27 protein-coding genes and 1 pseudogene are annotated in these 25,854 nt (G+C 72.1%); 12 read left to right on the top strand and 16 right to left on the bottom strand.

What is annotated here, in order from left to right:
• Positions 1–55: 55 nt before the first annotated feature.
• Positions 56–715, bottom strand: coding sequence for a TetR/AcrR family transcriptional regulator (locus tag PINTE_RS08515; protein WP_169798486.1), 660 nt, complete (start codon positions 713–715; stop codon positions 56–58).
• A gap of 515 nt (positions 716–1,230) precedes the next feature.
• Here PINTE_RS08515 and PINTE_RS08510 point away from each other — a divergent pair.
• Positions 1,231–1,635: a secondary thiamine-phosphate synthase enzyme YjbQ gene (locus tag PINTE_RS08510; protein ID WP_068428689.1), complete on the top strand. Its 405-nt coding sequence runs from the start codon at positions 1,231–1,233 to the stop codon at positions 1,633–1,635.
• Positions 1,636–1,905: 270 nt separating this feature from the next.
• Here PINTE_RS08510 and hisF read toward each other — a convergent pair whose 3' ends face one another.
• Positions 1,906–2,679 (bottom strand): imidazole glycerol phosphate synthase subunit HisF, encoded by a 774-nt coding sequence (gene hisF / locus PINTE_RS08505; protein ID WP_068428686.1) that lies wholly within the window; start codon positions 2,677–2,679, stop codon positions 1,906–1,908.
• Positions 2,680–2,783: 104 nt separating this feature from the next.
• On the opposite strand from hisF, the gene PINTE_RS08500 reads away from it, so the two are divergent.
• From PINTE_RS08500 to PINTE_RS08455, 10 genes and pseudogenes are all read left to right on the top strand, one after another.
• On the top strand, positions 2,784–3,509 hold the full coding sequence (locus tag PINTE_RS08500; RefSeq protein ID WP_245642865.1) for a uridine kinase family protein: 726 nt from the start codon (positions 2,784–2,786) through the stop codon (positions 3,507–3,509).
• A 163-nt stretch (positions 3,510–3,672) separates the two neighbouring features.
• Positions 3,673–4,296, top strand: a complete 624-nt coding sequence (locus PINTE_RS08495) for a TetR/AcrR family transcriptional regulator (protein WP_068428683.1) — start codon at positions 3,673–3,675, stop codon at positions 4,294–4,296.
• 150 nt (positions 4,297–4,446) lie between these two features.
• Complete coding sequence (locus PINTE_RS08490) at positions 4,447–6,021, top strand: carboxyl transferase domain-containing protein (protein ID WP_068428680.1); 1,575 nt, start codon at positions 4,447–4,449, stop codon at positions 6,019–6,021.
• 5 nt (positions 6,022–6,026) lie between these two features.
• On the top strand, positions 6,027–8,147 hold the full coding sequence (locus PINTE_RS08485; protein ID WP_157087136.1) for an acetyl/propionyl/methylcrotonyl-CoA carboxylase subunit alpha: 2,121 nt from the start codon (positions 6,027–6,029) through the stop codon (positions 8,145–8,147).
• A 48-nt stretch (positions 8,148–8,195) separates the two neighbouring features.
• Positions 8,196–9,341 (top strand): acyl-CoA dehydrogenase family protein, encoded by a 1,146-nt coding sequence (locus tag PINTE_RS08480; RefSeq protein ID WP_068428674.1) that lies wholly within the window; start codon positions 8,196–8,198, stop codon positions 9,339–9,341.
• Positions 9,338–9,880 (top strand): MaoC family dehydratase, encoded by a 543-nt coding sequence (locus tag PINTE_RS08475; RefSeq protein ID WP_068428671.1) that lies wholly within the window; start codon positions 9,338–9,340, stop codon positions 9,878–9,880. The genes PINTE_RS08480 and PINTE_RS08475 overlap by 4 nt, the downstream gene beginning before the upstream one ends.
• On the top strand, positions 9,877–10,767 hold the full coding sequence (locus PINTE_RS08470; RefSeq protein ID WP_068428668.1) for an HpcH/HpaI aldolase/citrate lyase family protein: 891 nt from the start codon (positions 9,877–9,879) through the stop codon (positions 10,765–10,767). The genes PINTE_RS08475 and PINTE_RS08470 overlap by 4 nt, the downstream gene beginning before the upstream one ends.
• Positions 10,764–12,175, top strand: a pseudogene (locus PINTE_RS08465) (AMP-binding protein). Before PINTE_RS08470 ends, PINTE_RS08465 begins: the two are co-directional and overlap by 4 nt.
• Positions 12,176–12,241: 66 nt before the next feature.
• The gene (locus PINTE_RS08460) at positions 12,242–12,475 is read left to right on the top strand and encodes a ribbon-helix-helix domain-containing protein (protein ID WP_068428665.1); all 234 of its coding nucleotides are present in this window, start codon (positions 12,242–12,244) and stop codon (positions 12,473–12,475) included.
• Between the two features lie 9 nt (positions 12,476–12,484).
• Positions 12,485–12,799 carry a type II toxin-antitoxin system PemK/MazF family toxin gene (locus tag PINTE_RS08455; protein WP_068428662.1) on the top strand — a complete coding sequence of 105 codons (315 nt, stop codon included), beginning with the start codon at positions 12,485–12,487 and terminating at the stop codon, positions 12,797–12,799.
• Between the two features lie 67 nt (positions 12,800–12,866).
• Here the strand turns inward: PINTE_RS08455 and codA are convergent, their stop codons facing one another.
• Both codA and codB read right to left on the bottom strand, forming a co-directional pair.
• A complete protein-coding gene (gene codA, locus PINTE_RS08450) occupies positions 12,867–14,147 on the bottom strand; it encodes a cytosine deaminase (protein ID WP_084343375.1) in 1,281 nt (426 codons plus the stop codon).
• A 7-nt stretch (positions 14,148–14,154) separates the two neighbouring features.
• On the bottom strand, positions 14,155–15,465 hold the full coding sequence (gene codB / locus PINTE_RS08445) for a cytosine permease (RefSeq protein WP_068428659.1): 1,311 nt from the start codon (positions 15,463–15,465) through the stop codon (positions 14,155–14,157).
• A gap of 109 nt (positions 15,466–15,574) precedes the next feature.
• Here codB and PINTE_RS08440 point away from each other — a divergent pair, with 109 nt between their 5' ends.
• Positions 15,575–16,825: an FUSC family protein gene (locus PINTE_RS08440; RefSeq protein ID WP_245642862.1), complete on the top strand. Its 1,251-nt coding sequence runs from the start codon at positions 15,575–15,577 to the stop codon at positions 16,823–16,825.
• Here the strand turns inward: PINTE_RS08440 and PINTE_RS08435 are convergent.
• The 12 genes from PINTE_RS08435 to PINTE_RS08380 all read right to left on the bottom strand — a co-directional run.
• The gene (locus PINTE_RS08435; RefSeq protein ID WP_068428656.1) at positions 16,819–17,211 is read right to left on the bottom strand and encodes a type II toxin-antitoxin system VapC family toxin; all 393 of its coding nucleotides are present in this window, start codon (positions 17,209–17,211) and stop codon (positions 16,819–16,821) included. The genes PINTE_RS08440 and PINTE_RS08435 overlap by 7 nt on opposite strands.
• Positions 17,208–17,459, bottom strand: coding sequence for a type II toxin-antitoxin system VapB family antitoxin (locus tag PINTE_RS08430; RefSeq protein ID WP_068428653.1), 252 nt, complete (start codon positions 17,457–17,459; stop codon positions 17,208–17,210). The genes PINTE_RS08435 and PINTE_RS08430 overlap by 4 nt, the downstream gene beginning before the upstream one ends.
• A gap of 22 nt (positions 17,460–17,481) precedes the next feature.
• A complete protein-coding gene (locus tag PINTE_RS08425) occupies positions 17,482–17,958 on the bottom strand; it encodes a PH domain-containing protein (RefSeq protein ID WP_068428650.1) in 477 nt (158 codons plus the stop codon).
• Positions 17,955–18,800: an ATP phosphoribosyltransferase gene (hisG, locus tag PINTE_RS08420; protein WP_068428648.1), complete on the bottom strand. Its 846-nt coding sequence runs from the start codon at positions 18,798–18,800 to the stop codon at positions 17,955–17,957. The genes PINTE_RS08425 and hisG overlap by 4 nt, the downstream gene beginning before the upstream one ends.
• A 47-nt stretch (positions 18,801–18,847) precedes the next feature.
• Positions 18,848–19,111, bottom strand: a complete 264-nt coding sequence (locus PINTE_RS08415; RefSeq protein WP_068428644.1) for a phosphoribosyl-ATP diphosphatase — start codon at positions 19,109–19,111, stop codon at positions 18,848–18,850.
• Positions 19,108–21,774, bottom strand: coding sequence for a bifunctional FO biosynthesis protein CofGH (locus tag PINTE_RS08410; RefSeq protein ID WP_084343374.1), 2,667 nt, complete (start codon positions 21,772–21,774; stop codon positions 19,108–19,110). Before PINTE_RS08410 ends, PINTE_RS08415 begins: the two co-directional genes overlap by 4 nt.
• Before the next feature lie 81 nt (positions 21,775–21,855).
• Positions 21,856–22,101 (bottom strand): DUF6290 family protein, encoded by a 246-nt coding sequence (locus tag PINTE_RS08405; RefSeq protein ID WP_217996539.1) that lies wholly within the window; start codon positions 22,099–22,101, stop codon positions 21,856–21,858.
• Between the two features lie 58 nt (positions 22,102–22,159).
• Positions 22,160–22,627: a 6,7-dimethyl-8-ribityllumazine synthase gene (gene ribH / locus PINTE_RS08400; protein ID WP_068428639.1), complete on the bottom strand. Its 468-nt coding sequence runs from the start codon at positions 22,625–22,627 to the stop codon at positions 22,160–22,162.
• Positions 22,624–23,952 carry a 3,4-dihydroxy-2-butanone-4-phosphate synthase gene (gene ribB / locus PINTE_RS08395; protein WP_084343373.1) on the bottom strand — a complete coding sequence of 443 codons (1,329 nt, stop codon included), beginning with the start codon at positions 23,950–23,952 and terminating at the stop codon, positions 22,624–22,626. Before ribB ends, ribH begins: the two co-directional genes overlap by 4 nt.
• Complete coding sequence (pnuC, locus tag PINTE_RS08390) at positions 23,949–24,653, bottom strand: nicotinamide riboside transporter PnuC (protein WP_068428635.1); 705 nt, start codon at positions 24,651–24,653, stop codon at positions 23,949–23,951. The genes ribB and pnuC overlap by 4 nt, the downstream gene beginning before the upstream one ends.
• Positions 24,650–25,273 (bottom strand): riboflavin synthase, encoded by a 624-nt coding sequence (locus PINTE_RS08385; protein WP_068428632.1) that lies wholly within the window; start codon positions 25,271–25,273, stop codon positions 24,650–24,652. The genes pnuC and PINTE_RS08385 overlap by 4 nt, the downstream gene beginning before the upstream one ends.
• Before the next feature lie 3 nt (positions 25,274–25,276).
• Positions 25,277–25,854 (bottom strand): RibD family protein (locus PINTE_RS08380; RefSeq protein WP_169798485.1); only part of this gene is annotated, 578 nt, incomplete at its 5' end.

The following is a 25,854-nucleotide window of genomic DNA, read 5'->3' as shown; positions in this document are numbered from 1 at the left end:
GCGAGGGCTGGGCGCGCTCATTCCTCCGAACCGGCGATGGGGGCCAGACCGGAAGCTAATGGACGGATGCCTGGGCGGCGGTCGGCGTCCACTGGGCCCACAGGCGGCGCGCCTCGTCCTGGCCGCGGGGCGTGAGCCAACCCCGCTCCACCGCCTCCATGTGGGTGGCGAAGATCTGGTCGGCGCCGGGCGAGCCGGCCCACAGCGCGATCTCGAGGCTGACGATGCCGTGCACGGCCGCCCAGACGCTGGTGGCGACCGGCAGCACGCCCGCGTCGCGCACGAGACCGTCGGCGATGAGGCGTTCGATGACGGTGAGGATCGGGCCCATCGACTCCGGCGTGTCGCCCGTGCTCGCCTGCGGGGAGTCGCCGCCGGCGAGCCCGGCGTGGCTGAACATCGCCGCGTAGCACGCCGGGTTCGCACAGGCCCAGGTGCGGTAGGCATCGCCGAGACGGTGTAGGTCCGCCAGGGTGCGACCGGCTCCGAGCGCCTCACGCTGCGCGCCGGTGAAGCCCGCGTCCGCCTGCGCGAGCACCGCGTCGACGAGCTGGCTCTTGCCTCCGAACATCACGTAGATCGCGTTGGTCGACGTGCCCTGGTCGGCGGCGAGCTCGCGCAGCGACAGCCCGTGCGCCCCGCTCACCGCGATCCGATCGGCGGCCGCCCGCACGAGACCCGCGCGCAGCTGCTCGTCGTAAGTCTTCGGCCGCACCACAGCCGCACATTAGCGCGATACGTTCCATAACGGTGTTCTGTTAGCCTGTGCCCAGCTGGCCGGCTCGTCGCCGACCGGGTGAATCAGGGGTCACCGCGGTCGGCAGAGCCGGCCCCTGTGCGCCCTCGCCGACAAGCCTTGTCCGGAGCCGGAACTGGGGACTTGGGCCGAAACTCGGGCCGAAATCTCGGGCTGACCTCGGCCAGAGCGGAAAGCCCAGCCGTAGCCCCGGCCGCACCGGACACCGACTCCTCGACTGAACACACCTGCGTCGACCGGACACCTGCGATCGCCGGTGTCCCGTCGACCAGCGCGTGTTCCGTCGAGCAACCGGTGTCCCGCCGCGGAGCCGGTGTCCCGCCACTGAACCGGTGTCCCGCCGCGGAGGCGGTGTCCCGCCGCGGAGCCGGTGTCCCGCCACTGAACCGGTGTCCCGCCGCGGAGGCGGTGTCCCGGCGCGGGGCCGGTGTCCCGCTCGGGTGGTCCGCGCGGGATCACGCGAGGATGGGCCCATGCGCACCGAGCTCATCGCCGTGACGACCGGATCCCGCGAGACCGTTCACGACCTGACCCACCAGTGCGAGGCGTTCGTCGCCGACGCCGACGACGGGCTCCTGCACGTCTTCGTGCCGCACGCCACCGCCGGCATCGCGATCATCGAGACCGGCGCAGGCAGCGACAGCGACCTCCTCGCCGCACTCGCCGACCTCCTGCCCGCCGACAACCGCTGGCAGCACCGGCACGGCTCTCGCGGCCACGGCCGCTCCCACGTGATGCCGGCCCTCATCGCGCCGTACGCGACGATCCCGGTCGTCGGTGGCCGCCTCGCCCTGGGCACCTGGCAGAGCATCTGCCTCGTCGATCTCAACGTCGACAATCCGCAGCGTGAGGTGCGCCTGTCATTCATCGCGGGTTGAGTGCGGCGCACGCGTCGATTCTCGAGAGGCGAATTAGTGGGTCGCGCGTCCAGTTTCCAAGAATGTGTTCCAGTGCACGCGACTTTACGAAATCGGCGCACACTTTACCGAATGCAGAACGTCGCCGAACCAAATGTCGGCCGACACCGACTTTGTCGCTGGCTACTCTGTAAGAGACCTCCCCAGCCTCCCCCCGGCTGATCAGAGGTCACGCGGCCCCGGTCCCCCCCACCGGGGCCGTGATCATGTCCGGGGCCTTTTTCGCGCGAGTCAGCGCACCGTGATCCCCTCGGCTCGCAGTGCGTCCTTGACGTCGGAGATCGTCAGCTGCCCGTAGTGGAAAACGCTCGCGGCGAGCACGGCGTCGGCGCCGGCGCGCACGGCCGGTGCGAAGTGTTCGACGGCCCCGGCGCCGCCGCTGGCGATGATCGGGATATCGACGACGCCCCGCACGAGCGCGATGAGTTCGGTGTCGAAGCCCGCCTTCGTGCCGTCGGCGTCCATCGAGTTGAGCAGGATCTCCCCCGCGCCACGCGCAGCGGCCTGGGCGCACCACGCGATCGCGTCGATCCCGGTGCCGCGGCGGCCGCCGTGGGTCGTGACCTCGAAGCCGGAGTCGGTGTGCTCGCCGTCCGGTCGGCACCGCCGCACGTCGGCGGACAGCACGAGCACCTGCGCGCCGAAGCGGTCGGCGACCTCGTCGATGACCTCCGGGCGGGCGATGGCCGCCGTGTTGATGCCGACCTTGTCGGCGCCCGCGCGCAGGAGCCGGTCGACGTCGTCGACGGTGCGCACGCCGCCTCCGACGGTGAGGGGGATGAAGACCTCCTCGGCGGTCTGGCGCACGACCTCGTAGGTGGTCTCGCGGTCGCCGCTGCTCGCCGTGACGTCGAGGAACGTCAGCTCGTCGGCGCCCTGGTCGTCGTAGCGGTGGGCCAACTCCACGGGATCGCCCGCGTCGCGCAGGTTCTCGAAGTTGACGCCCTTGACGACGCGCCCCGCGTCGACGTCGAGGCAGGGAATGACGCGGGTCGCTAGGCTCACGGCGCCAGTGTAGGAAGGGCCGCGGACCTGCGGAGGCGGGGTCCGCGAGCGAGCGGCCGCGACCCGAGCAGCTCGAGGAGGGCCGAGGGGCCCGAGGGGCCCGGATGACGTCGCAGACCGAGGGGGTGACGCGATTGCCCAGCGAGGATCCGGCACGCCCCGCCGAGCGCGAGGCGCTGCGGCCGCCGGAGCCGCGGGATTCGCCCGAGTCTCACGAGTCGCCCGAGTCCCACGAGTCTCGCGAGTCGCCCAAGTGGCCCGAGTCGCTGCAGGCGCTCGAGTCGCTGGTCGAGCTGGCCCGTGGCCGCCCGCCGCGCGCCGGACGCACGCGGATCATCGCCGTCGACGGCCCCTCCGGCTCGGGAAAGACCACATCGGCGATCGCGATCGTGCGGCTGCTTGAGCGCGCGGACCCCTCCGGCGCAACGGTGCAGATCATCCACATGGACGACCTCTACCCCGGCTGGGACGGGCTGGCCGACGCGGTGGCGCGATTGCAGAAATGGATCATCGATCCGCTCGCCCGGGGCGAACCCGCGGGCTACCGACGCTACGACTGGCACGCCGGCCGGTACGCCGAGTGGCACGCGGTGCCCTCCGCCGACTGGCTCGTCGGCGAGGGCGTCGGCTGCGGGTCGCGCGGCCCGGCGCGGCGCTGCACCGCCGTGCTCTGGGTGGAGGCGGACCGCTCGGAGCGGCTGCGGCGCGGGCTGGCTCGCGACGGCGAGACCTTCGCGCCGCACTGGCGGCGCTGGGCCGACCAGGAGGCCGCGCTGTTCGCCACCGAGGGCACGCGCGAGCGCGCCGACCTGGTCATCGACACGACGTGAGCCCCCCGCCGAACCTGCCGAGACCCGCCGAACCCACCGCCTTTCCGAGCCCGCCGAACCAACCGCCCCGCTGAACCGGTCGAGAACCGCTGAGACCCGCTGAGACCCGCCGGGCTCCCCGGAGCCGCCGCGGCTCTCGGGATCCAGCGGCTACATTGACGACATGCTGGTCGATGCAGGCGAGGACGAGGCGAGCGAGTCCCGCGACGCCCGCCCGCCGACGGCCCGGGCCCTGGCGAAGGCCCAACGGCGCCGCGAGATCCTCGTCGCCGCAGCGCGACTCATGGCCCGGCACGGATTTCACGGCGTGCGGCTCAGCGACATCGGCACCGAGGTCGGGGTCAGCGGCCCGGCGCTGTACCGGCACTTCGCCTCCAAGGACGAGGCGCTCGCCGAGATGCTGCTCGACATCTCGCAGCGGCTGCACGCCGGCGCCCGCGCCGCGATGTCCGCGGGCGACGACCCCGAGGCGACCCTGAACGCCCTCATCGGGGTGCACGTCGACTTCGTCGTCACCGAACCGGATCTCATCAGCGTGCAGTTCCAGGACCTGCGCTCCCTCGCGCGGGAGCCCCGCGAGCAGGTGCGGGCGCTGCAGCGCGAATACGTCGGCTGGTGGGTGAGCACGCTGCGGCGGGTGCGCCCCGAGCTCGCCGAGCCCGAGGCCAGAGCCCTCGCGCACGCCACCTTCGGGCTCCTGAACTCCACCCCGCGGATCCCCCGCCTGCCCGAGCAGGAACTGCGCGCGGTGATGACGCGCATGGCCCGCGCCGCACTCGCCGCCTGACCCGCATCTGCACACAGCAGTGTGTGGTTTGGGTTCGGGCCCAGCGGGAACTCGCCCAGAGATCGGTCTGGACAACCCTCCCCGCGCCGGTTACATTCAGTTAATCGCGACTAACTGAGTTGTCCGAGTGAGCCCGGGAAGGACCCGCCCGTGACCGAACCTACGTCGAACCGCACCGCGCACGCCGACCTGCTCGCCGACCTGCACGCACGCCTGGAGCGCGCCGCCGAGGGCGGGGGCGAGAAGGCCCGGCGCCGCCACCTCGAACGCGGCAAGCTCCTCGTGCGCCAGCGCGTCGACGTGCTGCTCGACCCGGGCAGCCCGTTCCTCGAACTGTCCGCCCTGGCCGCCGAGGAGATGTACGAGGGGCGCGCCCCGGCGGCGGGCATCGTCACCGGCATCGGCCGCGTCAGCGGGCGCGAGTGCGTCATCGTCGCCAACGACGCCACGGTCTCCGGCGGCACCTACTACCCGATGACCGTCAAGAAGCACCTGCGGGCGCAGCAGATCGCGGCCGACAACCGGCTCCCCTGCATCTACCTCGTCGACTCCGGCGGCGCGATGCTGCTGCAGCAGGACGACGTCTTTCCCGACCGCGAGCACTTCGGGCGGATCTTCTACAACCAGGCCCAGATGAGCGCGCAGGGCATCCCGCAGATCGCCGCCGTCATGGGCTCGTGCACCGCCGGCGGCGCGTACGTGCCGGCGATGAGCGACGAGGCGGTCATCGTGCGCAACCAGGGCACGATCTTCCTCGCCGGCCCGCCGCTGGTGAAGGCGGCCACCGGCGAAGAGGTGACCGCCGAGGAGCTCGGCGGCGGCGACCTGCACGCCCGCACCTCCGGGGTCGTCGACCACCTCGCCGCCGACGACTACGAGGCGCTGCTGCGGGTCCGCGAGATCGTCGCCACCTGCCCGCCTCCGGAGTCGCCAGCGTGGCAGGTGCGTGAGACGGTCCGGCCGACCCGGCCCCAGACCGACCTCTACGACCTCGTGCCGGTCGACTCGCGCACCCCCTACGACGTGCGTGACGTCATCGGCACGATCGTCGACGGCGGGCAGTACTCCGAGTTCAAGCGCGAGTACGGCACGACGATGGTGACGGCGTTCGCGCACCTGCACGGGCACCCGGTCGGCATCATCGGCAACAACGGCGTGATCCTGTCCGAATCGGCGCTCAAGGGAGCGCATTTCATCGAGCTGTGCGACCGCCGCCGGATCCCGCTGGTGTTCCTGCAGAACATCACCGGCTTCATGGTCGGGCGGGCGTACGAGGCCGGGGGCATCGCGAAGAACGGCGCGAAGATGGTCACCGCGGTCGCGTGCGCCCGGGTGCCGAAGTTCACGGTCGTCATCGGCGGCAGCTTCGGCGCCGGCAACTACTCGATGTGCGGGCGCGCCTATTCGCCCAGGTTCCTGTGGATGTGGCCGAACGCGAAGATCGCCGTCATGGGCGGCCCGCAGGCGGCCGACACCCTCGCCACCGTGCGCGCCACGCAGGTGCAGCGCTCCGGCGGCGAGTGGACCCCGGAGCAGCACGAGGAGTTCGCCGCCCCGATCCGCGCGCAGTTCGAGCGGCAGTCCAGCGCGTACTACTCCACGGCCCGGCTCTGGGACGACGGCATCATCGACCCCGCCGAGACCCGCACCGTGCTCGGCCTGGCCCTGTCCGCCGCGATCGGCGCCCCCCTGGCCCCGGTCAACAACGGCGTCTTCCGGATGTGATGACGATGACCCCCACCCCCACCCCACCCCCCGCTCGGAAAGGCGGGCTGCGTGCGGTGCTCGTCGCGAATCGCGGTGAGATCGCGTGCCGCGTCATCCGAAGCCTGCGGGCGGCCGGGATCCGCAGCGTCGCCGTCTACTCCGACGCCGACGCCGACGCCCGGCACGTGCGGGAGGCCGATGTCGCCGTGCGGCTCGGGCCGGCGCCGGCGACCGCCTCCTACCTCGACATCGACGCGGTGCTCGCCGCCTGCCGCGCGTCGGGCGCCCAGGCCGTGCACCCCGGTTACGGGTTCCTCTCCGAGAACGCCGCGTTCGCGCGGGCGCTGGAGGAGGCGGGTCTGATCTTCATCGGTCCCCCGGCCGCCGCGATCGAGACGATGGGCGACAAGATCGCCGCGAAGGCCGCCGTGTCGGCGCGCGGCGTGCCGACGGTGCCGGGCGTCTCCCGCCCGGGGCTCACCGACTCCGACCTCGTCGAGGCGGCCGACGAGGTGGGCTACCCCGTGCTCGTCAAGCCCTCCGCCGGAGGCGGTGGCAAGGGCATGCGGCGCGTCGAACACCCCGAAGACCTCCCCGCCGCGCTGGCCTCGGCCCGCCGCGAGGCCGCGGGCGCGTTCGGCGACGACACGCTGTTCCTCGAACGATTCGTCGACACGCCCCGGCACATCGAGGTGCAGGTGCTCGCCGACGCGCACGGGCACGTCATCCACCTCGGCGAACGCGAGTGCTCGCTGCAGCGCCGCCACCAGAAGGTCATCGAGGAGGCCCCGAGCCCCCTGCTCGACGACCAGACGCGCGCCCGGATCGGCGAGTCCGCCTGCGACGCGGCTCGATCCGTGGGCTATGTCGGAGCCGGCACGGTCGAGTTCATCGTCAGCGCAGCGGCCCCCGACGAGTTCTTCTTCATGGAGATGAACACCCGCCTGCAGGTGGAGCACCCGGTCACGGAGTTCGTCACCGGCGTCGACCTCGTCGACTGGCAGGTGCGGATCGCCGCCGGGGAGCCGCTGACGCTGGCGCAGGACGATATTCACCTGGTCGGTCACGCGATCGAGGCCCGCGTGTACGCCGAGGACCCGGCCCGCGGCTTCCTGCCCACCGGCGGCACTGTGCTCGACCTCGTCGAGCCGGCCGGTGCGGGTGTGCGAGTCGACTCCGGGTTGCGAGCAGGCACGGTCGTCGGTAGCGAGTACGACCCGATGCTCGCCAAGGTCATCGCCCACGGCCGCGACCGCGCCCAGGCCCTCGCGCGGCTCGACCGGGCGCTGGCCGGCACGCACGTGCTCGGGCTGCGCACGAACGTCGGCTTCGCGCGCTATCTACTGGCGCGCCCCGAGGTCGTCGCGGGCGACGTCGACACCGGGCTGCTGGACCGCACGATGGACGACTACGCCTCGACCCCGCCGCCTCCCGCGGCCCTGGTCGCCGCGGCGATGTCGCGCACCGAGGACCGCTGGCGCACGGTGCCCCGGGCGTCCCGCAGCCTGTGGGATCTGCCGAACGGTTGGCGGGTGGGTGGCCGCGCGCAGGTGTGGACGCGCTGGGCCGAACCGGGATCCGCCGCGGTGACCGTGGGGCTGCGCGGCACGCCCCGCGACGCCCGGATCACCCTCACCGACGCGACGATCGGCTCGCTGCACGAGTCGGTCGAGAGCGTCGAGCACGAGGCCCGGCTCGCCCGTGACGGCGCCGCGCTGCAGCTGAGCCTGGACGGGGTGCAGCAGCGCTGGCTGGTGCGTCACGACGACCAGACGGCGTGGGTCGCGGGTGACGGGCACACCTGGGAACTGCGCGAACTGCCCCTCATCGACGCCCGCATCCACGACGCGGCCCCGGCCGACGCCCAACTGCGCAGCCCCATGCCCGGGGCCGTCATCGCGGTGCGCGTCGCCGACGGCGACACCGTCGAGGCCGGCCAGCCGGTGCTCGTGCTCGAGGCGATGAAGATGGAGCACACCCTCGCCGCGCCGATCGCCGGGGTCGTGAGCCTGGAGTGCGCGGCCGGCGACCAGGTCGGCGCGGACCGGCTCCTGGCCGTCGTCGACCCGCACCCCGACGAGGCCGCCGAGCCCGAAGAGCCCGCCGAGGCCGCAGCTGAAACCCCAGCTGACCCCACCGATTGATACAAGCTCGACTCAACCGTCTGACACAAGACTCAAGGGATGTCACCGATGCCAGAACTTGACGGCGAATACGCCGACCTCAAAGCGACCGTCGCCGAATTCGCGGACGAGGTGGTCGCGCCGGCGGCCGCGCAGCACGACCGCGAGCACAGCTTTCCGTACGCGATCGTCAAGCAGATGGGCGCGATGGGCCTGTTCGGCCTGCCGTTCCCCGAGGAGTACGGCGGCATGGGCGGCGACTACTTCGCGCTCGCCCTCGCGCTCGAGGAGCTCGGCCGCGTCGACCAGTCCGTGGCGATCACCCTCGAGGCCGGAGTCGGGCTGGGCGCCATGCCGATCTTCAAGTTCGGCTCGGACGAGCAGAAGGAACGGTGGCTGCCCGACCTCGCGGCAGGCACCGCGCTCGCGGGCTTCGGCCTCACCGAACCCGGAGCCGGTTCCGACGCCGGCGCGACCCGCACGACGGCGCAATTGGACGGGCAGGAGTGGGTGATCAAGGGCGCCAAGCAGTTCATCACGAACTCCGGCACCGACATCACCTCGCTGGTCACGGTCACGGCCGTCACCGGCACGCGCCCCGACGGCGGCAAGGAGATCTCGACGATCATCGTGCCGGCGGGCACGCCCGGGTTCGTCGTCGAGCCCGCTTACGACAAGGTCGGCTGGAACGCCTCCGACACGCACCCGCTGACGTTCAGCGACGCCCGGGTGCCGGCCGAGAACCTCCTCGGTGAGCGGGGTCGCGGCTACGCCAACTTCCTGTCGATCCTCGACGAGGGCCGGATCGCGATCGCGGCCCTGGCGACCGGCGCCGCACAGGGGTGTGTGGACGAATCGGTGAAGTACGCCAAGGAGCGCGAGTCGTTCGGGCGCACGCTGTCGACGCACCAGTCGGTGATCTTCAAGATCGCCCGCATGGAGGCCCGCGCCCATGCCGCACGCTGCGCCTACTACGAGGCGGCCCGGCTCATGCTGGCCGGCAAGCGGTTCAAGAAGGAGGCTGCGATCGCCAAGATGATCGCCTCGGAGGCCGCGATGGACAACGCCCGCGACGCCACCCAGATCCACGGCGGGTACGGCTTCATGAACGAGTACCCGGTGTCGCGGCACTACCGCGACTCCAAGGTGCTGGAGATCGGCGAGGGCACCACCGAGGTGCAACTCATGCTCATCGGCCGGGAGCTGGGGCTGTGAACGAGCGCAGGCAGGTGCTCCAGCGCGGGCTGTGGTTCGAGGAGTTCGAGGTCGACACCGTCTACCTGCACCGGCCCGGTCGCACGATGACCGAGGCCGACAACGTGCTGTTCACGACGCTGACGATGAACACGCAGGCGCTGCACCTCGACGCCGCGTGGGCCGCCGAGCAGCCCGGCTTCGGCGGGCAGCGGCTGATGAACTCCATGCACACGCTCGCCACGCTCGTCGGCCTGTCGGTCGCGCAGCTGACGCAGGGGACGATCGTGGCCAACCTCGGCTTCTCGGAGGTCAGCTTTCCCAAGCCGGTCTTCCACGGCGACACCCTCTACGCGGAGACGGTGTGCACGGCCAAGCGCGAATCGTCCTCCCGCCCCGGCGAAGGCATCGTCACGCTCGAGCACGTCGGCCGCAACCAGCACGGCGACGTCGTGGCCCGGGCGGTGCGCACGACGCTGGTGCGCAAGTCGCCCGAGCAAGGGGCCGACCAGACCCCCGGCCAGGCAGGCGACACGCAACCGAACGGACCGACCTCGTGAAGACCCTGCCCGGCCCGGCGCTGCTGTTCTGCCCGGCGGACCGGCCCGACCGGTACGCCAAGGCCGCGGCGCGCGCCGACGTCGTCATCCTCGACCTCGAAGACGCGGTGGCCCCCGAGCGCCGCGCCGCAGCCCGCGAGGCGGTGCTGGCCGCCGATCTCGACCCGCAGGCCACGATCGTGCGCGTCAACCCGCACGGCTCACCGGACTTCGAGGCCGACGTCGCGGCGGTGGCCCGCTCGCCGTTCCGGTGCGTGATGCTCGCCAAGACCGAGACGGCCGCGGCCGTCGAGGCGACCGCGGCGGCGACCGGAGCCGGGGTGCTCGCGCTCGTGGAGACCCCGCTCGGGGTCGTCAACGCCGCGGCGATCGCGGCGGCCGACGGGTGCGTCGGGATGATGTGGGGCGCCGAGGATCTCGTCGCCGGCATTGGCGGGCTCACCGCGCGCTACACGCCCGGCGAACAGAGCCCGGGACGCATCCCCGGCGAGTACCGCGACCCGCCGCGGCACGCCCGCAGCGCAGTGGCGCTCGCGGCGGCGGCCTACGGGCGGTGGGCGGTCGACGCGGTGCGCTTCGACATCGACGACGAGCCGGCGCAGCGGGCCGAGGCGCTCGACGCCGTCGCGCTGGGGTTCTCGGGCACCGCGTGTATCCACCCCGCGCAGGTGGCGGTCATCCGCGCCGCCTACGCCCCGACTCCGGACCAACTCGCCTACGCCCGACGGGTGCTCGCGGCCGCCGCCGAGCACGACGGGGTGTTCCGGCTCGACGGCCGGATGATCGACGGCCCGATCCTGCGCCAGTCCGAGACGATCGTGCGGCGCGCCCGACTCCAGCCAGATTCGACCGAGGGCAGCGCTGCCCCGGAGGGGACGAACCGATGACCGAGAACACCGAGAACACTCTCGACCCGACGCTTTCGCACACCCGGGGCGAACCGGCTCCGCCGCTGCTCACCGACACGATCGGAGCCAACCTCGCGGCGACGACCGAGCGGTTCGGCGACCGCGACGCGCTCGCCGACGTCGAGCAGGGCCGGCGCTGGACCTACGCCGAGCTGCTGGCCGACGTGCGGCGCCTGGCGACCGGCCTGCACGGGCTCGGGCTGCGCACCGGCGACCGCGTCGGCATCTGGGCGCCGAACCGCTGGGAGTGGGTGCTGCTGCAGTACGCGAGGCGGTGCTCGCGCCGATCCGGGAGTCGCTGACGCCGGGCGATGCGATCAACATCCAGTACACGTCGGGCACGACGGGATTCCCCAAGGGCGCGACGCTGTCGCACACGAACATCCTCAACAACGGCTACCTGGTCGGCGAGCTCATCGACTACACCGAGCAGGACCGGGTGTGCATCCCGGTGCCCTTCTACCACTGCTTCGGCATGGTGATGGGCAACCTCGCGTGCACGAGCCACGGGGCGTGCATGGTGATCCCGGCGCCGTCGTTCGAGGCGCCCGCGACCCTGCGGGCGGTGCAGGCCGAGCGGTGCACGAGCCTGTACGGGGTGCCGACGATGTTCATCGCCGAGCTGGCCCTGGACGACTTCGCGGACTACGACCTGTCGAGCCTGCGCACCGGGATCATGGCCGGTTCGCCGTGCCCGGCGCACACGATGCGCCAGGTCATCGACCGGATGCACATGAGCGAGGTGTCGATCTGCTACGGCATGACCGAGACGTCGCCGGTGTCGACGCAGACCCGCACCGACGACTCCCTGGAGCGCCGGGTCGGCACGGTCGGGCGGGTCGGGCCGCACCTGGAGGTCAAGGTCGTCGACCCGGTCACCGGCGACACGTGCCCGCGGGAGGAGCCTGGCGAGCTGTGCACCAAGGGCTACAGCGTCATGCTCGGCTACTGGGACCAGCCGGAGAAGACCGCGGAGGCGGTCGACGACGACGGCTGGATGCACACCGGCGACCTCGCGGTCATGGACGCCGACGGCTACCTGCAGATCACCGGGCGCATCAAGGACATGGTCATCCGCGGCGGGGAGAACATCTACCCGCGCGAGATCGAGGAGTTCCTCTACTCCCACCCGGACATCCTCGACGCGCAGGTCATCGGCGTGCCCGACGAGAAGTACGGCGAGGAGCTCATGGCGTGGGTGCGGCTGCGGCCGGGCGTGCAGTCGCTGACCGCCGACGACGTGCGCGAGTTCGCCACCGGGCAGCTCGCGGCCTACAAGATCCCCCGGTACGTGCACGTCGTCGAGGAGTTCCCGATGACCGTCACCGGCAAGATCCGCAAGGTCGAGATGCGCGCCCAGGCCAAGGAGATCCTGCACCTGGGCTGAGCACGTGCGACCTGTGTCAACCCGAAATGAATACCGAATTGGTACCCACTGTGTCACTCTGGAGGCATGACTACACAGATCGCGGTGCGTCTACCAGACGAGGCAGTTGCCTTTCTCGATCGCAGCGTGGCGCAGGGCCTCGCACCCAGCCGGGCGGCCCTGATCGCTTCCGCGCTCGAGCGAGAGATGCGGTTGACGGCTGCCCGACGGGACGCACAGATCCTCTCCGATGTGGGCGCCCAAGACGACCTCGACGACCTGGTTGCCTGGACGGCTGCGCACACGAGCCTGGACGAGTGAGTCGACTCAATGCATGAGATCTGCTTGGCGCGAATGGACAAAACGCGACCCGTCGTGGTTCTTACCCGCGATGCAGCGCGACCCGCCATGTCCAAGGTCACGGTCGCGCCGATCACGTCAACGGTGAAGGGCTTGTCGAGTGAAGTGAGCGTCGGGCCAGAGAACGGTCTGGATCATGAGTGCGCAGTGTCCATCGACAATGTGCTGACAATCCCGGCCCACTCCTTAGGGCGCACGATCGGGTCGCTGAGTCCGCAACAGGAACGAGAGTTAGCCCGCGCCTTCGTGTTGGCCTATGACCTGAACATCCCCCTGTTGGGATGACCGGCAGGTAGCAGGGGTCGCAGGTCGCCCGTGCCGCATAGCACGGGGGGCGCCGTGTGTCACCGGCTCAGAACAACACCTCGCGGTGCACGGGCTCGGTGCGGGCGACGAGGCGGCCGCGGCGATACGAGGCGAGTACGGGCGCATTCCAATTCAGCGCCTCGTACCAACTGCCTGCGTCAAGCAGCACGAAGCTCGCGGGGCGCCCGACCTCGAGGCCGTAACCGTCGCCGAGGTGCAGGGTGCGCGCGGCGTTCGTCGTGACGAAGCGGTAGGAGTCGGTGATCTCCTGGTGCCCGAGCAGCTGGGTGACGTACAGGCCGGTGTGCACGACGTCGCGCAGGTTGCCGGTGCCCAGCGGGTTCCACGGGTCGACGATGTCGTCGGTGCCGAAGCTGACGTTGACGCCGGCCTCGGACAGCTCCTTGACGCGGGTCACGCCGCGCCGCTTGGGGTAGCTGTCGATGCGCCCCTGCAGGTGGGTGTTGACGACGGGGTTGGCCACGAAGTTCATGCCGCTGAGCGTGAGCAGCCGCAGCAGCCGGGTGAAGTAGGCGTTGTTGTAGCTGTGCATCGCCGTCGTGTGGGAGGCGGTGACCCGCGGCCCCAGCCCCAGCTCGTAGGCGCGCGCGGCGAGGGTCTCCAGCCCGCGGGAGGCCTCGTCGTCGATCTCGTCGCAGTGCACGTCGACGAGCAGCCCCCGATCGGCGGCCAGCGCGCACACGAAGTTCAGCGACTCGACGGCGTATTCGCGGGTGAACTCGAAGTGCGGGATCGCCCCGAGCGCGTCGACCCCGAGATCGGCCGCGCGTTCCATGAGGGCGCGCCCGTCGGGAAACGAGCAGATCCCCTCCTGCGGGAACGCGACGATCTGGATCGTCACCCACTCGGCGAGCTCCTCGCGCAGCTCCAGCAGCGCCGTGAGCGCGGTCAGGGCCGGGTCGGTGACGTCGACGTGCGTGCGCACGAACTGCACCCCGAACCCGGCCTGCTGGCGCACCACCCGATGCACCCGCTCCTTGACGTCGGCGACGGTGAGGAACGCCTTGCGCTGCGCCCACCGCTCGATGCCCTCGAAGAGGGTGCCCGACCGGTTCGGCTCCGGCTGGCCCGCGGTGAGCACCGAGTCGAGGTGGATGTGGCTCTCGACGAACGGAGGCAGCACGAGCCGCCCGCCCGCGTCGAGCACCTCCTCCCCCGGCTCCCGCGGCAGCGACGGCCCGATCGCGGCGAATACCCCGTCGACGACCCGCAGATCGACCGACCCCGGCGACACCGGCGACCCGGCAGCCCCGGCAGACGAATCCGCGGCGTCGAGCCACGGCAGTGTCGCATTCGTCACGAGCATTCTTGTCTCACCTCGTTGTCACATCGGAGTCGGGCCCGTGGCCCGCGGAGAGCCGGGTCAGCTCCCGCGGGCGGCGGCGGGTGACCGCCTCCCCGAGCAGGTAGCAGACGACCGCGACGACCATCGCGTTGATCGCGGCGATGCCGCCGGTGGCGAACCAGCCGACGAGCCCGCCGGCGATCACGCCGACGACGGCGCCGACGTTGACCGGCCGGGTCGGGCGCAGCTCGCGCAGGTACTCGTCGCGGTGGCGGAAGAAGTCGGCGATGAGGATCGCCCCGATCGGCGGCAGCGCGGCGTTGAGGAAGCTGAGCCAGCCGACGAAGTTGTCGTACAGCCACAGCGCGGTGAGGGTGCCGAGCACGCCGGCGACGAGCACGAGCGGGCGCTTGCGCACCTTGGTGATGTTGGCGAAGCCGAGGCCGGAGGTGTACAGCGCGTTGTTGTTCGTCGTCCAGATGTTCGCGCCGAGCACGACGATGGCCGGGATCGCCAGGCCCTGGGCGATCATCACGTAGAAGATGTCGTCGCGGCCGGTGAAGGCGCCGCCGACGGCGCCGAAGCTGAACATCAGCGTGTTGCCGAGGAAGAACGCGATGACGGTCGTCGCCACCGCGCTGCGGGCCGAGCGGGCGAAGCGAGTGAAGTTCGGGGTGGCGGTGCCGCCGGAGACCAACGAGCCGACGACCATGCCGATCGCGGTGAGCAGCGGCAGCCCGGTCGACCGGTCGAAGACCGCCGCCAGGCCGCCGCCGTCGCGGGTGGCGGCCAGCATCGAGTACGTGCCGAGCACCGCGATGAGCGGCACCGACACGAAGCTGACGACCTCGATCGCGCGGATGCCGTAGTAGGCCGAGGCCGTCATGAACGCGCCGGCGACGACGACGATGACCCACGGGTCGAGACCGAGCAGCTCGGCGGTCGGCAGCGCGAACATCGCCACCCCCACCCCGAACCAGCCCATCTGGGTCAGGCCGATGAGCGCCGACGGCACGAACGAGCCGCGGGTGCCGAAGGCGTGGTGCGCCATGAGGTCCATGCCGAGGCCGGTGCGGGCACCGATGTAGGCGAGGAACGCGGTGTAGACCGCGAGGATCGCCCCGCCGATCGTCACGGCCCACACGAATCCGGGCAGGTCGAGCCCGTTGCCGAGGTTCGCGCCGACCGTCATCGACGCCGAGAAGAACGTGAAGCCGAGCATGACGAAGCCGACGGCCCAGAAGCCGCGCCGCGCGGTCAGCGGCACCGCTTCGAAGGCGTAGTCGGAGTCGACGTCGGAGCCGGGCCGATCGGCCTCCGAGGGTGTGCTTCCGCTCATTCGCGCCCTTCCGTCGGGGTGTGCGCAGCCGGGCGTCATCCTGTCAGGCGCGCCGTGGCGCCGATGCCCCGGCCGTCCGCGGGGCGCAGAATGGGCCCATGACGTGTGAGTGCCCGACGTGAGCGTGCCGCCGCCCCTTCGGGATACCCCGCCAAGCCGCAGCCCGATCGAACGCGCCTGGCACGGGCTCGCGGTCGAGTTCGCGCCGCGGGTGGCGCGACGCTCGGCGAGTTCGCTGCAGGTGCGCGGGCAGCGGCTGCGCAACCGAGCGTTCTTCATCTTGCAGTGCGCGATCTCGGCGGGCGTCGCGTGGTTCATCGCCGGCAACCTCATCGGCAACCCCGAGCCGATCTTCGCCCCGATCGCGGCGGTCGTCGCGCTCGGGCAGTCGTACGGTCAGCGCATCGAGCGGGTGCTGCAGATCGTCGTCGGCGTCGCGGTCGGGGTGCTCGTCGGTGACCTGTTCATCCACGTCTTCGGCTCCGGCTTCGTGCAGCTGGCGTTCGTCGTGGCCGTCGCCATGGCGCTGGCGACGCTGCTCGACGCGGGGGTGCTCATGACGACGCAGGCGGGCGTGCAGGCGATCTTCGTGACGATGCTCGTGCCCACCGACGGCGCGTTCTCACGGTGGACCGACGCGGTCATCGGCGGGATCGTGGCCCTGGCCGCGGCGACGATCACGCCGGCCTCGCCGCTGCGCAAGCCGCGTCGGCACGCGTCGGGGATCGTCAACGAGATCGCCGACGTGCTCACCGAGAGCGCCACCGCGCTGCGCACGCGCAACATCGACGACGCCGACGCGGCCCTCGATCGGGCGCGGGCCTCGGAGAAGGCGCTGACGACGCTGCAGAACCTCGCCGACGACGGCCTCGCGGTGGTGCGGTCATCGCCGTTCCGGCGCGGCCACCTGCCGGCGGTGCAGGCGATCGCCGACCTGCTGACGCCGCTGGACCGCGCGATCCGCAACATCCGGGTGCTCGTGCGCCGGGCCGGCGTCGCGATCCGCGAGGGCGAGGAGGTGCCGAAGGCCTACATCGACCTCATCGACGACCTGTCGGCGATCGCGCACGCGATGGCCGACGAACTCGCCGAGCGGCACCTGCCGCAGAAGGCCCGCGCCGACCTGCGTGACCTCGGCGAGCGCAGCACCTACGTCAGCGACCACCCGGGCCTGTCGAGCGAGGTCATCCGCGCCCAGGTCCGCTCGGCGATCGTCGACCTGCTCATGGTCACCGGCCTGACGCACGAGGAGGCGCTGAGCTACATGCCCGTCGCCTACTCCCTGGAGCACGACCACGACGACGAGGTCGACGACGATGACGACGTGCCCACCCAGGATTTGACCCGCCGCGATCAGTGAGGCCCTCGGCGAGCCGGTTCGACGTCGGTGTGGGTGAAGTCGTCCCCGATGAACAGCAGTTCCTCGCTGAGTGCACGGGCCAGCGCATAGGAGAAGCAGTCGCCGTAGTTGAGCCGGGCGGGTGACCCGCTGCCCCGGCCGAATCGCAGATGGCCTTCCCGCGCGATCGCCAGTTGGGTGTCGTCGACGGGCACGATGTTCGCCGCGGCCGCGGCCAGCAGATCATCGAGGTCGTGCTGGCGCGTGGGCCCGGCGACCAGCGAGGCTTCCAGCACGGTGGCGGCAGAGACGCGAACGACCTGTGCCGCCTCCATGCGCTGCGCGAGGTCCGGCGCGTCGGGCTCGTTCGCCAACACGGCGATGATCGCGGAGGTGTCCAGGATCATCGCGGCAGCCCGCGCTCGTCGTACAGCTCGTCATCGGTCGCGAAGGCCTCGGGGCGAGCGGCGCTGCGTCTGCCGACCACCAGGATCCGCTCGGCCATCCCCGCTCGACCCTGCCGGTCCTGTCGGTCGCGCTCGAGGGCCTCCCGCAAGGCGTCGCGCACCGCACCCGTCGCGGTTGTGCGGCGACGGTTCGCGAGTTCCCGCGCGAGCCGGTACACCTCCGGATCCTTGATGTTCAGGGTCGCCATAGGCGAATTCTACCCTGATCTTCTACCTTTGCCCCTCGGGCGCATCCCCGTGGTACTCGACGAGCGCCGCGAGGCGGGCGGCCATGGCGCGGGCGTGGGCGCCGTCGGCCTTCTGGATGGCCATGACGGGCACGGTGTCGGTGTCGCTGAGGTCTAGGCTGGCCCAGGGCGCTCCCCCGCCGAACTGCACGCGCATGATCTCGGCCCAGCTCAGTTGCCGGGTCGAGAAGAGGTTGCGCACGCGCAGACCCTCGCGGGTGGGGCGGGCCTCGATGATCGAGTACCGCCACAGCAGACCGGCGGCCGCGGCGCCGAGGAGGAAGAAGAAGAGCCGGTCGAGGATCGTCCACTCGACGCCCGGGATCGTCGCCGCCGCGAACGCCGTCGCGACGAGCACGATGATCGCGAACGCGCGCGGGACCCGCTTGCCCCAGCGCGGACGGAACGTCGCGTAGGGGTCGTCGCGGCGCGGAGCCCGACCCGCCCGCTGCCCGCTCATAGCCGGCACGCCCGGATGTCGGTGACGAGGATCCCGCGGGCCCCGAGCGCGTACAACGAGTCCATGACCCGGTTGACGCCCTGGCGCTTGACCATGGCCCGCACCGCGACCGAGTTCTTGTCGTGCAGCGGCGAGACGGTCGGCGACTCCAGGCCGGGGGTGATCGCGCACGCCTGCTCGACGAGCTCGGCGCGCACGTCGTAGTCGACCATCACGTAGGTGCGGGCGGTGACGACGCCTTCGAGGCGGCGGGCGAGCACACGCAGACCGGGCAGGTCGGCGTCGTCGTGGCGGGAGATCAGCACCGCCTCCGAGTGCATGATCGGGGCGCCGAAGGGCTCCAGCCCCTGGTTGCGCAGCGTCGTGCCGGTCTCGACGACGTCGGCGATGACGTCGGCGACGCCGAGGGTGATCGACGTCTCGACGGCCCCGTCGAGACGCACGACGGTGGCCTGCACGTCGTGCCGGGCCAGGTGCGCGCGCACGAGCCCGGGGTAGGACGTCGCGATGCGCTTGCCGTGCAGCTCCTCCACCCCGGAGGCGGTGCCGGGCCGGGCCGCGAACCGGAACGTCGAGCCGGCGAAGCCCAGGTTCATGATCTCGACGGCGTTCGCCTCGGAGTCCAGCAGCAGGTCACGGCCGGTGATCCCGGCCTGCAGGGTGCCGGAGCCGACGTAGACGGCGATGTCGCGCGGGCGCAGGTAGAAGAACTCGATCTCGTTGTCGGCGTCGGTGATGACGAGTTCCTTGGGCTCGCGGCGCACCCGGTAGCCGCACTCCTTGAGCATGGCGATGGCGGCCTCGGACAGGGAGCCCTTGTTGGGAACGGCGATCTTCAGCATCGGTAGGTCAGGTTTCTTCTCGGCGGGCGGGTGGTCGGCGGGCTCGCCTACAGATGCTCGTAGACCTGCTCGAGCGGGATCTTGCGTTCGACCATGAGCACGGCCAGGTGGTACAGCAACTGGCTGATCTCCTCGGCGGCCCGGTCGTCGCCCTCGTGCTCGGCGGCCATCCACACCTCGGCCGCCTCCTCGACGATCTTCTTGCCGATGAAGTGCACCCCGGCGTCGAGCTCGCGCACGGTGCCCGACCCGTCCGGCCGCGTGGCGGCACGGTCGGCCACGAGCGCGTAGATCTGCTCAAAGGTGTTCACGATGCTCCACTGTATCCAGCCCGTGACCCGCCCCCGACCAGCGAGGGGGTGGCCGGCGGGCGGCCCGGCTCCGGTCGCGGGGAATCGCTGGGGCGACCGTAGGTGGTCGTGCGCTCGCGGACGGGGCGGCCGATGCCGGCGGCGATGTCGGTCAGTTCGGCGACGGTCTTGGCGGAGCCGTGCTGGGAGCCGGCCATGCGGCTGATCGTCTCCTCCATGAGCGTGCCGCCGAGGTCGTTGGCGCCGCCGCGCAGCATGAGCCGGGTGCCGTCGACGCCGAGCTTGACCCAGCTGCACTGGATGCTGTCGATGCGCCCGTGCAGCATGATCCGGGCCAGGGCGTGCACTGCGCGGTTGTCGCGCAGGGTCGGCCCGGGCCGGGCGATGCCGGCGAGGTAGACGGGCGCGTTGGTGTGCACGAACGGCAGCGGCACGAACTCGGTGAAGCCACCGGTCTCGTCCTGGAGGCGGGCCAGCGTGCGCAGGTGCGCGACCCAGTGCCGCGGGTGGTCGACGTGGCCGTACATCATCGTCGCGGTGCTCGGGATGCCGAGGCGGTGCGCGGTGCCGACGACGTCGACCCACGCGCTCGTCGGCAGCTTGCCCTTGGTCAGCACCCAGCGCACGTCGTCGTCGAGGATCTCGGCGGCGGTGCCGGGGATCGAGCCCAGCCCCGCCTCCTTCACCTCGGCGAGCCAGTCGGCCACGGACACACCGGCCTTCGCGGAGGCGGTGACGATCTCCATCGGGGAGAACGCGTGCACGTGGATGCCGGGGGCGCCGGCGAGCACGGCCCGCACGATCTGGGTGTAGGAGTGCCGGCCGAGCTGGGGGTCGATGCCGCCCTGCAGGCACAGCTCGGTGGCGCCGAGGGCCTGGGCCTCCGCGGCCCGCTCGGCGAGCTGCTGCAGGGAGAGCCGGTAGGCGTCGGCGTCCTGCGCGCGCTGGGCGAACGCGCAGAAGCGGCAGCCGACGTAGCAGACGTTGGAGAAGTTGATGTTGCGGTTGACGACGTAGGTGACGTCGTCGCCGACCGCGGCGGCGCGCAGGTCGTCGGCGAGGGCGCACACCGCCTCCAGGTCGGGGCCGTCGGCGGTGACGAGCGCGAGGTAGTCGTCGTCGCTCAGTCCGCCGGGGTCGGCCTGCGCGCGGCGCAGGGCGGCGGCGACGTCGGCGTCGAGGCGCTGCGGGGTGGCGGTCGTGCCGATGCGTTCGGTGGCGGCGGCGACCGCCTCCCAGTCGCCGTAGACGGAGTCGAAGTCGCCGCGGCGGTCTTCGGTGCGCCCGGTCGTGTCGATCTCGGCGTGCAGGTCGACGCGGCCGTGGCCGGCGCCGGAAGCGTCCTCAAACCCGCCGTCGGGCTCCTGCCACGGGAGGGGCTGCGGGCGGGCGCCCTCGGCGAGCAGACCGTCTCCGTCGGCGAGGGCGCGCACGTGGGCGTGCAGCCGGGGGTCGATCCAGGGCCGGGAGCCGGTCAGGCTCGCGCGCACGTACCGGGGGTGGGCGGTGAGGCGGGGCCGCAGGGCCAGGCCGAGAGCGGCGACCTGCTCGGCGAGAGCGTCGAGCTGGGGCCAGGGGCGTTCGGGGTTGACGTGGTCGGCGGTGACCGGGGAGATCCCGCCGAGGTCGTCGACGCCGGCGGCGAGCAGCGCGGGCAGCTGGTCGGGCTCGGAGAGGTTCGGCGGGGCCTGCACGGACACGGCCGGACCGAGCAGCAGCCGGGTGACGGCGATCGTCGCAAGGTACTCCTCGTGGCCCAGGTCGGGGGTGGCGCGCATCGCGGTGTCGGGTTTGGCGCGGAAGTTCTGCACGATGCATTCCTGGATCGCGCCGGACTCGCGGGCGACGGATCGGATCGCCAGGATCGTCTCGACGCGCTCGGCGGGGGTCTCGCCGATGCCGACGAGTAGGCCGGTGGTGAACGGGATGCCGATGCGGCCGGCGTCGGTGAGCACCCGCAGCCGCACGTCGGGGTCCTTGTCGGGGGAGCCGAAATGGGCCTGGCCGGGGGTCTCGAAGAGGCGGCGGGAGGTGGTCTCGAGCATCATCCCGAGCGAGGGGGCGACGGGCGCGAGACGGGTCAGCTCGGCCCAGCTCATGACGCCGGGGTTGAGGTGGGGCAGCAGGCCCGTCTCCTCGAGCACGCGGATCGCCATGGCGCGCACGTAGGAGAGCGTGTCGTCGTAGCCGTGGGCGTCGAGCCACTCGCGGGCAGCGGGCCAGCGCTCCTCGGGGCGGTCGCCGAGGGTGAAGAGGGCCTCCGCGCACCCGGCCTGGGCGCCGGCGCGGGCGATGTCGAGCACCTCCTGCTCGGACAGGAACGGCTCGGCGCCCTGCGCCCGCAGCCCGCCGGGGGTGGTGACGAACGTGCAGTAGTGGCAGCGGTCCCGGCACAGGCGGGTGAGCGGGATGAAGACCTTCGGGGAGTACGTGACGGAGGCGGGCCGCCCGGCCTCGACCATCGCGGCGTCACGCACGCGGGTGGCCGCCTCGCACAGCCGAGCGAGGTCGTCGCCGCGGGCGTAGAGCAGCACCCGCGCCTCGTCGGCGTCGAGGGCCTTGCCGTCGCGGGCCCGAGCCAGCGCCCGCCGCAGCTGCGCCGGCGTGGGTTCGGGGTCGTTGCCGTTCGCGGGGTTAGCGCTCGTCTCGGGGGTGCCGACCATGGGCGCCAGGCTATGCCCGCCGCCCCGACTCGGCAGGACCGCCCAGGGCGCCCGCTCAGCGAGGCGCGGCAGCACGCCCCCTCAAGCGATCCTCTCGTCCTTCAATCGGTCAAGAATCCAGCTGCGCACCAGCGTCGACGGGGGTAGGTGCTTGGCCTGCGCGACCTGCTCGACGAGGGCCTGCTCCGCGGCGCTGAGCCGCACCGAATAGACCTTGGAGCGGTTCGGCCGCGAAGGCCGAGCACCCGCGGGGTAGGCGTCCTCGCGGGTCGCCTCTGACTCGCTTCGCAGCCGTGTCGCCAGGTCAGGATCAATGTTCTTCGCCATGAGCGTCCTCCTCGACGTCATCGGTGTCCGTTGTACCGGCGCCCAGATCGAACAGCCCTCAGGCCAATTCGCGCAGCGCGACCGCGGTGGCGACGGCGGCGAGGGCGGCCTCGTGGCCCTTGTCCTCCGCGGAGCCGGGCAGGCCGGCGCGGTCGCGGGCCTGCTGCTCGGTGTCGCAGGTGAGCAGGCCGAAGCCGACGGGCTTGCCCGTCTGCACCGACAGGCGCGCGAGCTCGAAGCTCACCGGGCCGGCGACGTAGTCGAAGTGCGGGGTGCCGCCGCGCACGACGATCCCGAGCACGACGACCGCGTCGTGGGTCGCCAGGGCCCGCGCGGCGACGACGGGCAGCTCGAAGCTGCCCGGCACGCGCACCAGCGTCGGCTCGGCGACCTTCGCGTCCGCGAGCCCACGCCGCGCCCCGTCGATGAGCCCGTCCATCAGCTCCTCGTGCCAGCTCGCCGCGACGATCGCCACCCGCAGCCCGGTGCCGTCCGCGACGACCTGGGGTGACCCGGCTCCGCTCATGAGTTCGTCCTTTCTCGCGCCGGGGCATTCGGCCCGGGCAGGTTCGTGTCGCTGACCAGTCGGTGCCCCATGCGCGCGGCCTTCGTGCGCAGGTAGGCCTCGTTGTGGGCGGTGGCGCCCGGGCCGATCGGCCGTGAGGCGCTCACCTCGATGCCACCCGCGGTCACCGCCTCGACCTTGGCCGGGTTGCCGGTGAGCAGCTCGACGCGGCTCAGGCCCAGGTCGTGCAGGATCGCCACCGCCGCGTCGTAGTCGCGCGCGTCGACCGGCAGCCCGAGCGCCACCTGGGCGTCGACCGTGTCGAGCCCCTCGTCCTGCAGGGCGTACGCCTGCAGCTTGGCGAGCAGACCGACTCCGCGGCCCTCGTGCCCACGCAGGTAAACGACCGCTCCCCCGTGCCGCGCGACCAGCCGCATGCCCCCGTCGAGCTGCGGCCCGCAGTCGCAGCGCGCCGAACCGAACGCGTCCCCGGTCAGGCACTCCGAATGCACCCGCACCAGCGGCGCCCCGCCGTCTCCGGGCTGCCCCGACGGCTCGCGCGGCGCGATGAGCGCGACGTGCTCGGCGCCGGTGAGCCGGTCGCGGTAGCCGTGCATCGTGAACCGCCCGTGCTCGGTCGGCAGCGTCGTCACCACGACCCGTTCGACCCGGTCGTGGCGGCGCCGCCACGCGACGAGGTCCTCGATCGTGATGACGGGCATGTCGTCGCGGGCGCCGATCGCCAGCACGTCGGGCGTGCGCATCATCGCGCCGTCGTCGAGCACGAGCTCCCCGATGACCCCCACCGGAGGCAGCCCGGCCAGCCGGCACAGGTCCACCGCGGCCTCCGTGTGCCCGCGCCGCGCGAGCACCCCGCCCTCGCGGGCCCGCAGCGGGATGAGGTGCCCGGGCCGGATGAGGTCACCCGGCTGGGACAGGGGGTCGGCGAGCACCCGCGCCGTGCGGGCCCGGTCAGCGGCGCTGATGCCGGTGGTCACGCCGCTGGCGGCGTCGACCGTCACCGTGTAGGCCGTGCGCAGGTCGTCCTGGTTGCGCTCGACCATCTGCGGCAGCTGCAGCTGCTCGGCCAGCTCGCCGGTCAGCGGCGCGCACAGGTAGCCCGAGGTGTGCCGGATCGCCCACGCGCACGCCTGCGCACTCAGGCCCGCGGCGGCGAACACGACGTCGCCCTCGTTCTCCCGGTCGGCGTCGTCGAGCACGAGCACCCCGCGGCCCTCCCGCAGCGCGGCGAGCGCCTGCGGGATCGTGCTCAGCCCCGGTAGTGCCCGGTCACCGCGGTCCGGGTCGAGGGCGCTTCGGGGCGGGCAGTCTCCGAGGACGGTCATGAGAACACCTCCTGCTCGAGGGCCGAGCGCCGCTCGGTGCGGGCGGCGCGCAGCCAGACGACGAACCCCCACACGACGAGGGCGCCGTAGATCACGTAGAGCGCGGCGCTGGGGTAGTACTCGCTGTGCCACAGCAGCGGCACCCCGACGAGGTCGACCCCGATCCACGCGAGCCAGAAGTCGACCCAACCGCGGGCCATCGCGAACGTCGCGACGATCGAGCCGACGAAGATCCACGCGTCGGCCCAGTAGTACCAGCGCGGGGCGGGCCACCCGGCTCCGATCATCGCAAAGATTTGTTGGCAGACGATGAGGCCGAGGGCCCAGACGAGCAGGTAGCCGAGGCGTTCGCGGGTCGTCGCCCAGCGCGGCACGATGGCCGGCGCCTCGGGGCGCTTGCCGGCCCGCGCGCGGTTCCACATCCACCAGCCGTAGACGCTCGTGATGATGAAGAAGATCTGCCGGAACGCCTGCCCGTACAGCGGGTGGCGGCCGTCGTCGACGGCCAGCGCGACGCCGAAGAAGACCGTGAACAGGATGACGTTGCCGATGATGCCGACCGGCCAGGCCCACACCCGACGCCGCAGGCCACCGAGCGCGGACGCGAATCCGAAGCCGTTGCCGATGATCTCGCGCCACAACAGGGGGTAGCCCGCGACGTCGACGTGGGCGTCGTACAGGGTCGTGAGCCAGTCGTTCACGCGCCCTCCCGTGCGGAGTCGGTAGGCGCGGCGGGCGCGGCGAGGAGATGCTCGACGTACTTGGCGAGCACGTCGACCTCCAGGTTGACGCGGGCGCCGACCCCGGCCGCGCCGAGCGTGGTGTCGGCCAGCGTCGTCGGGATGAGGCTGACCTGGAAGCCGCCGGGCGTCAGCGCGCTGACCGTCAGCGACACCCCGTCGACGGCGATCGACCCCTTCTCGACGACGTAGCGCGCCAGGGCCGGCGGCAGGGCGACGGTGACGACCTCCCAGCGCTCCCCCGGCTCCCGGGCCGTGATCGTGCCGGTGCCGTCGACGTGCCCCTGCACGATGTGCCCGCCGAGGCGCCCGTCGGCCCGGACCGCCCGCTCGAGGTTGACCGGGCTGCCCGCGCTCAGGTCACCCAGGCTCGAGCGGTCGAGGCTTTCCTGCATAACGTCGACGCTGAACTCCTGCTCGTCGTGCGCGGTGACCGTCAGGCACACGCCGTTGACGGCGATCGACGCCCCGAGGGTGGCGTCCGAGACGACCAGCGGCCCGCGCACGCGCAGCACCGCGGAGTCGGTGCCGGTCGTCACCTCGACGACCTCGCCGACCTCTTCGACGATTCCGGTGAACATCGGTTACTCCTTTGCAGCGGGGGCGTCCGCGCCCTCGGTCTCGTCGGTGTCAGGGGCCTCCTGGCACCCCTGAGCCTTCGGGATTTCCGGGGCCTCCGGGGTGTCCTGGGCTTCCGGGGCCTCCGGCGCCTCCGGGGTGTCCTGGGCCTCCGGGGTTTCGAGCGTGAATCGGACGTCGGGCCCGAGGCGGGTGACGTCGCGGGTGGTCAGGCGCAGGGCGTCGGACATCGTCGCGATGCCGAGGTCGCCGACCGCGCTCGCGCCGGCCCCGAGAAGCACGGGCGCGACGTAGGCGACGACCTCGTCGACGAGGCCGGCGCGCACGAAGGCGGCGGCCAGGGTCGGTCCGCCCTCGAGCAGCACCCGCCGCACGCCCCGGTCGTGCAGGGCGGCCAACGCGGCCCACGGGTCGCGGGAGCCGACCCGCAGGGTCGGGGCGGCATCGTCGAGCAGCCGCGCCCCCGCAGGCAGTTCGCGCCCTCCGAGGACGACGCGCAGCGGCTGGCGGGCGGCGAGGGCGCCGTCGCGGGCGCCGCCCTCGCGGACGGTCAGCTGCGGGTCGTCGGTCAGCGCGGTGCCGG

The organism is Piscicoccus intestinalis NBRC 104926 (assembly GCF_001515525.1).
In the GTDB taxonomy this organism is placed as follows: Bacteria; Actinomycetota; Actinomycetes; order Actinomycetales; family Dermatophilaceae; genus Kineosphaera; species Kineosphaera intestinalis.
Note: the sequence above shows the minus strand (reverse complement) of the source record. Positions and strands in the feature narration are given on the sequence as shown.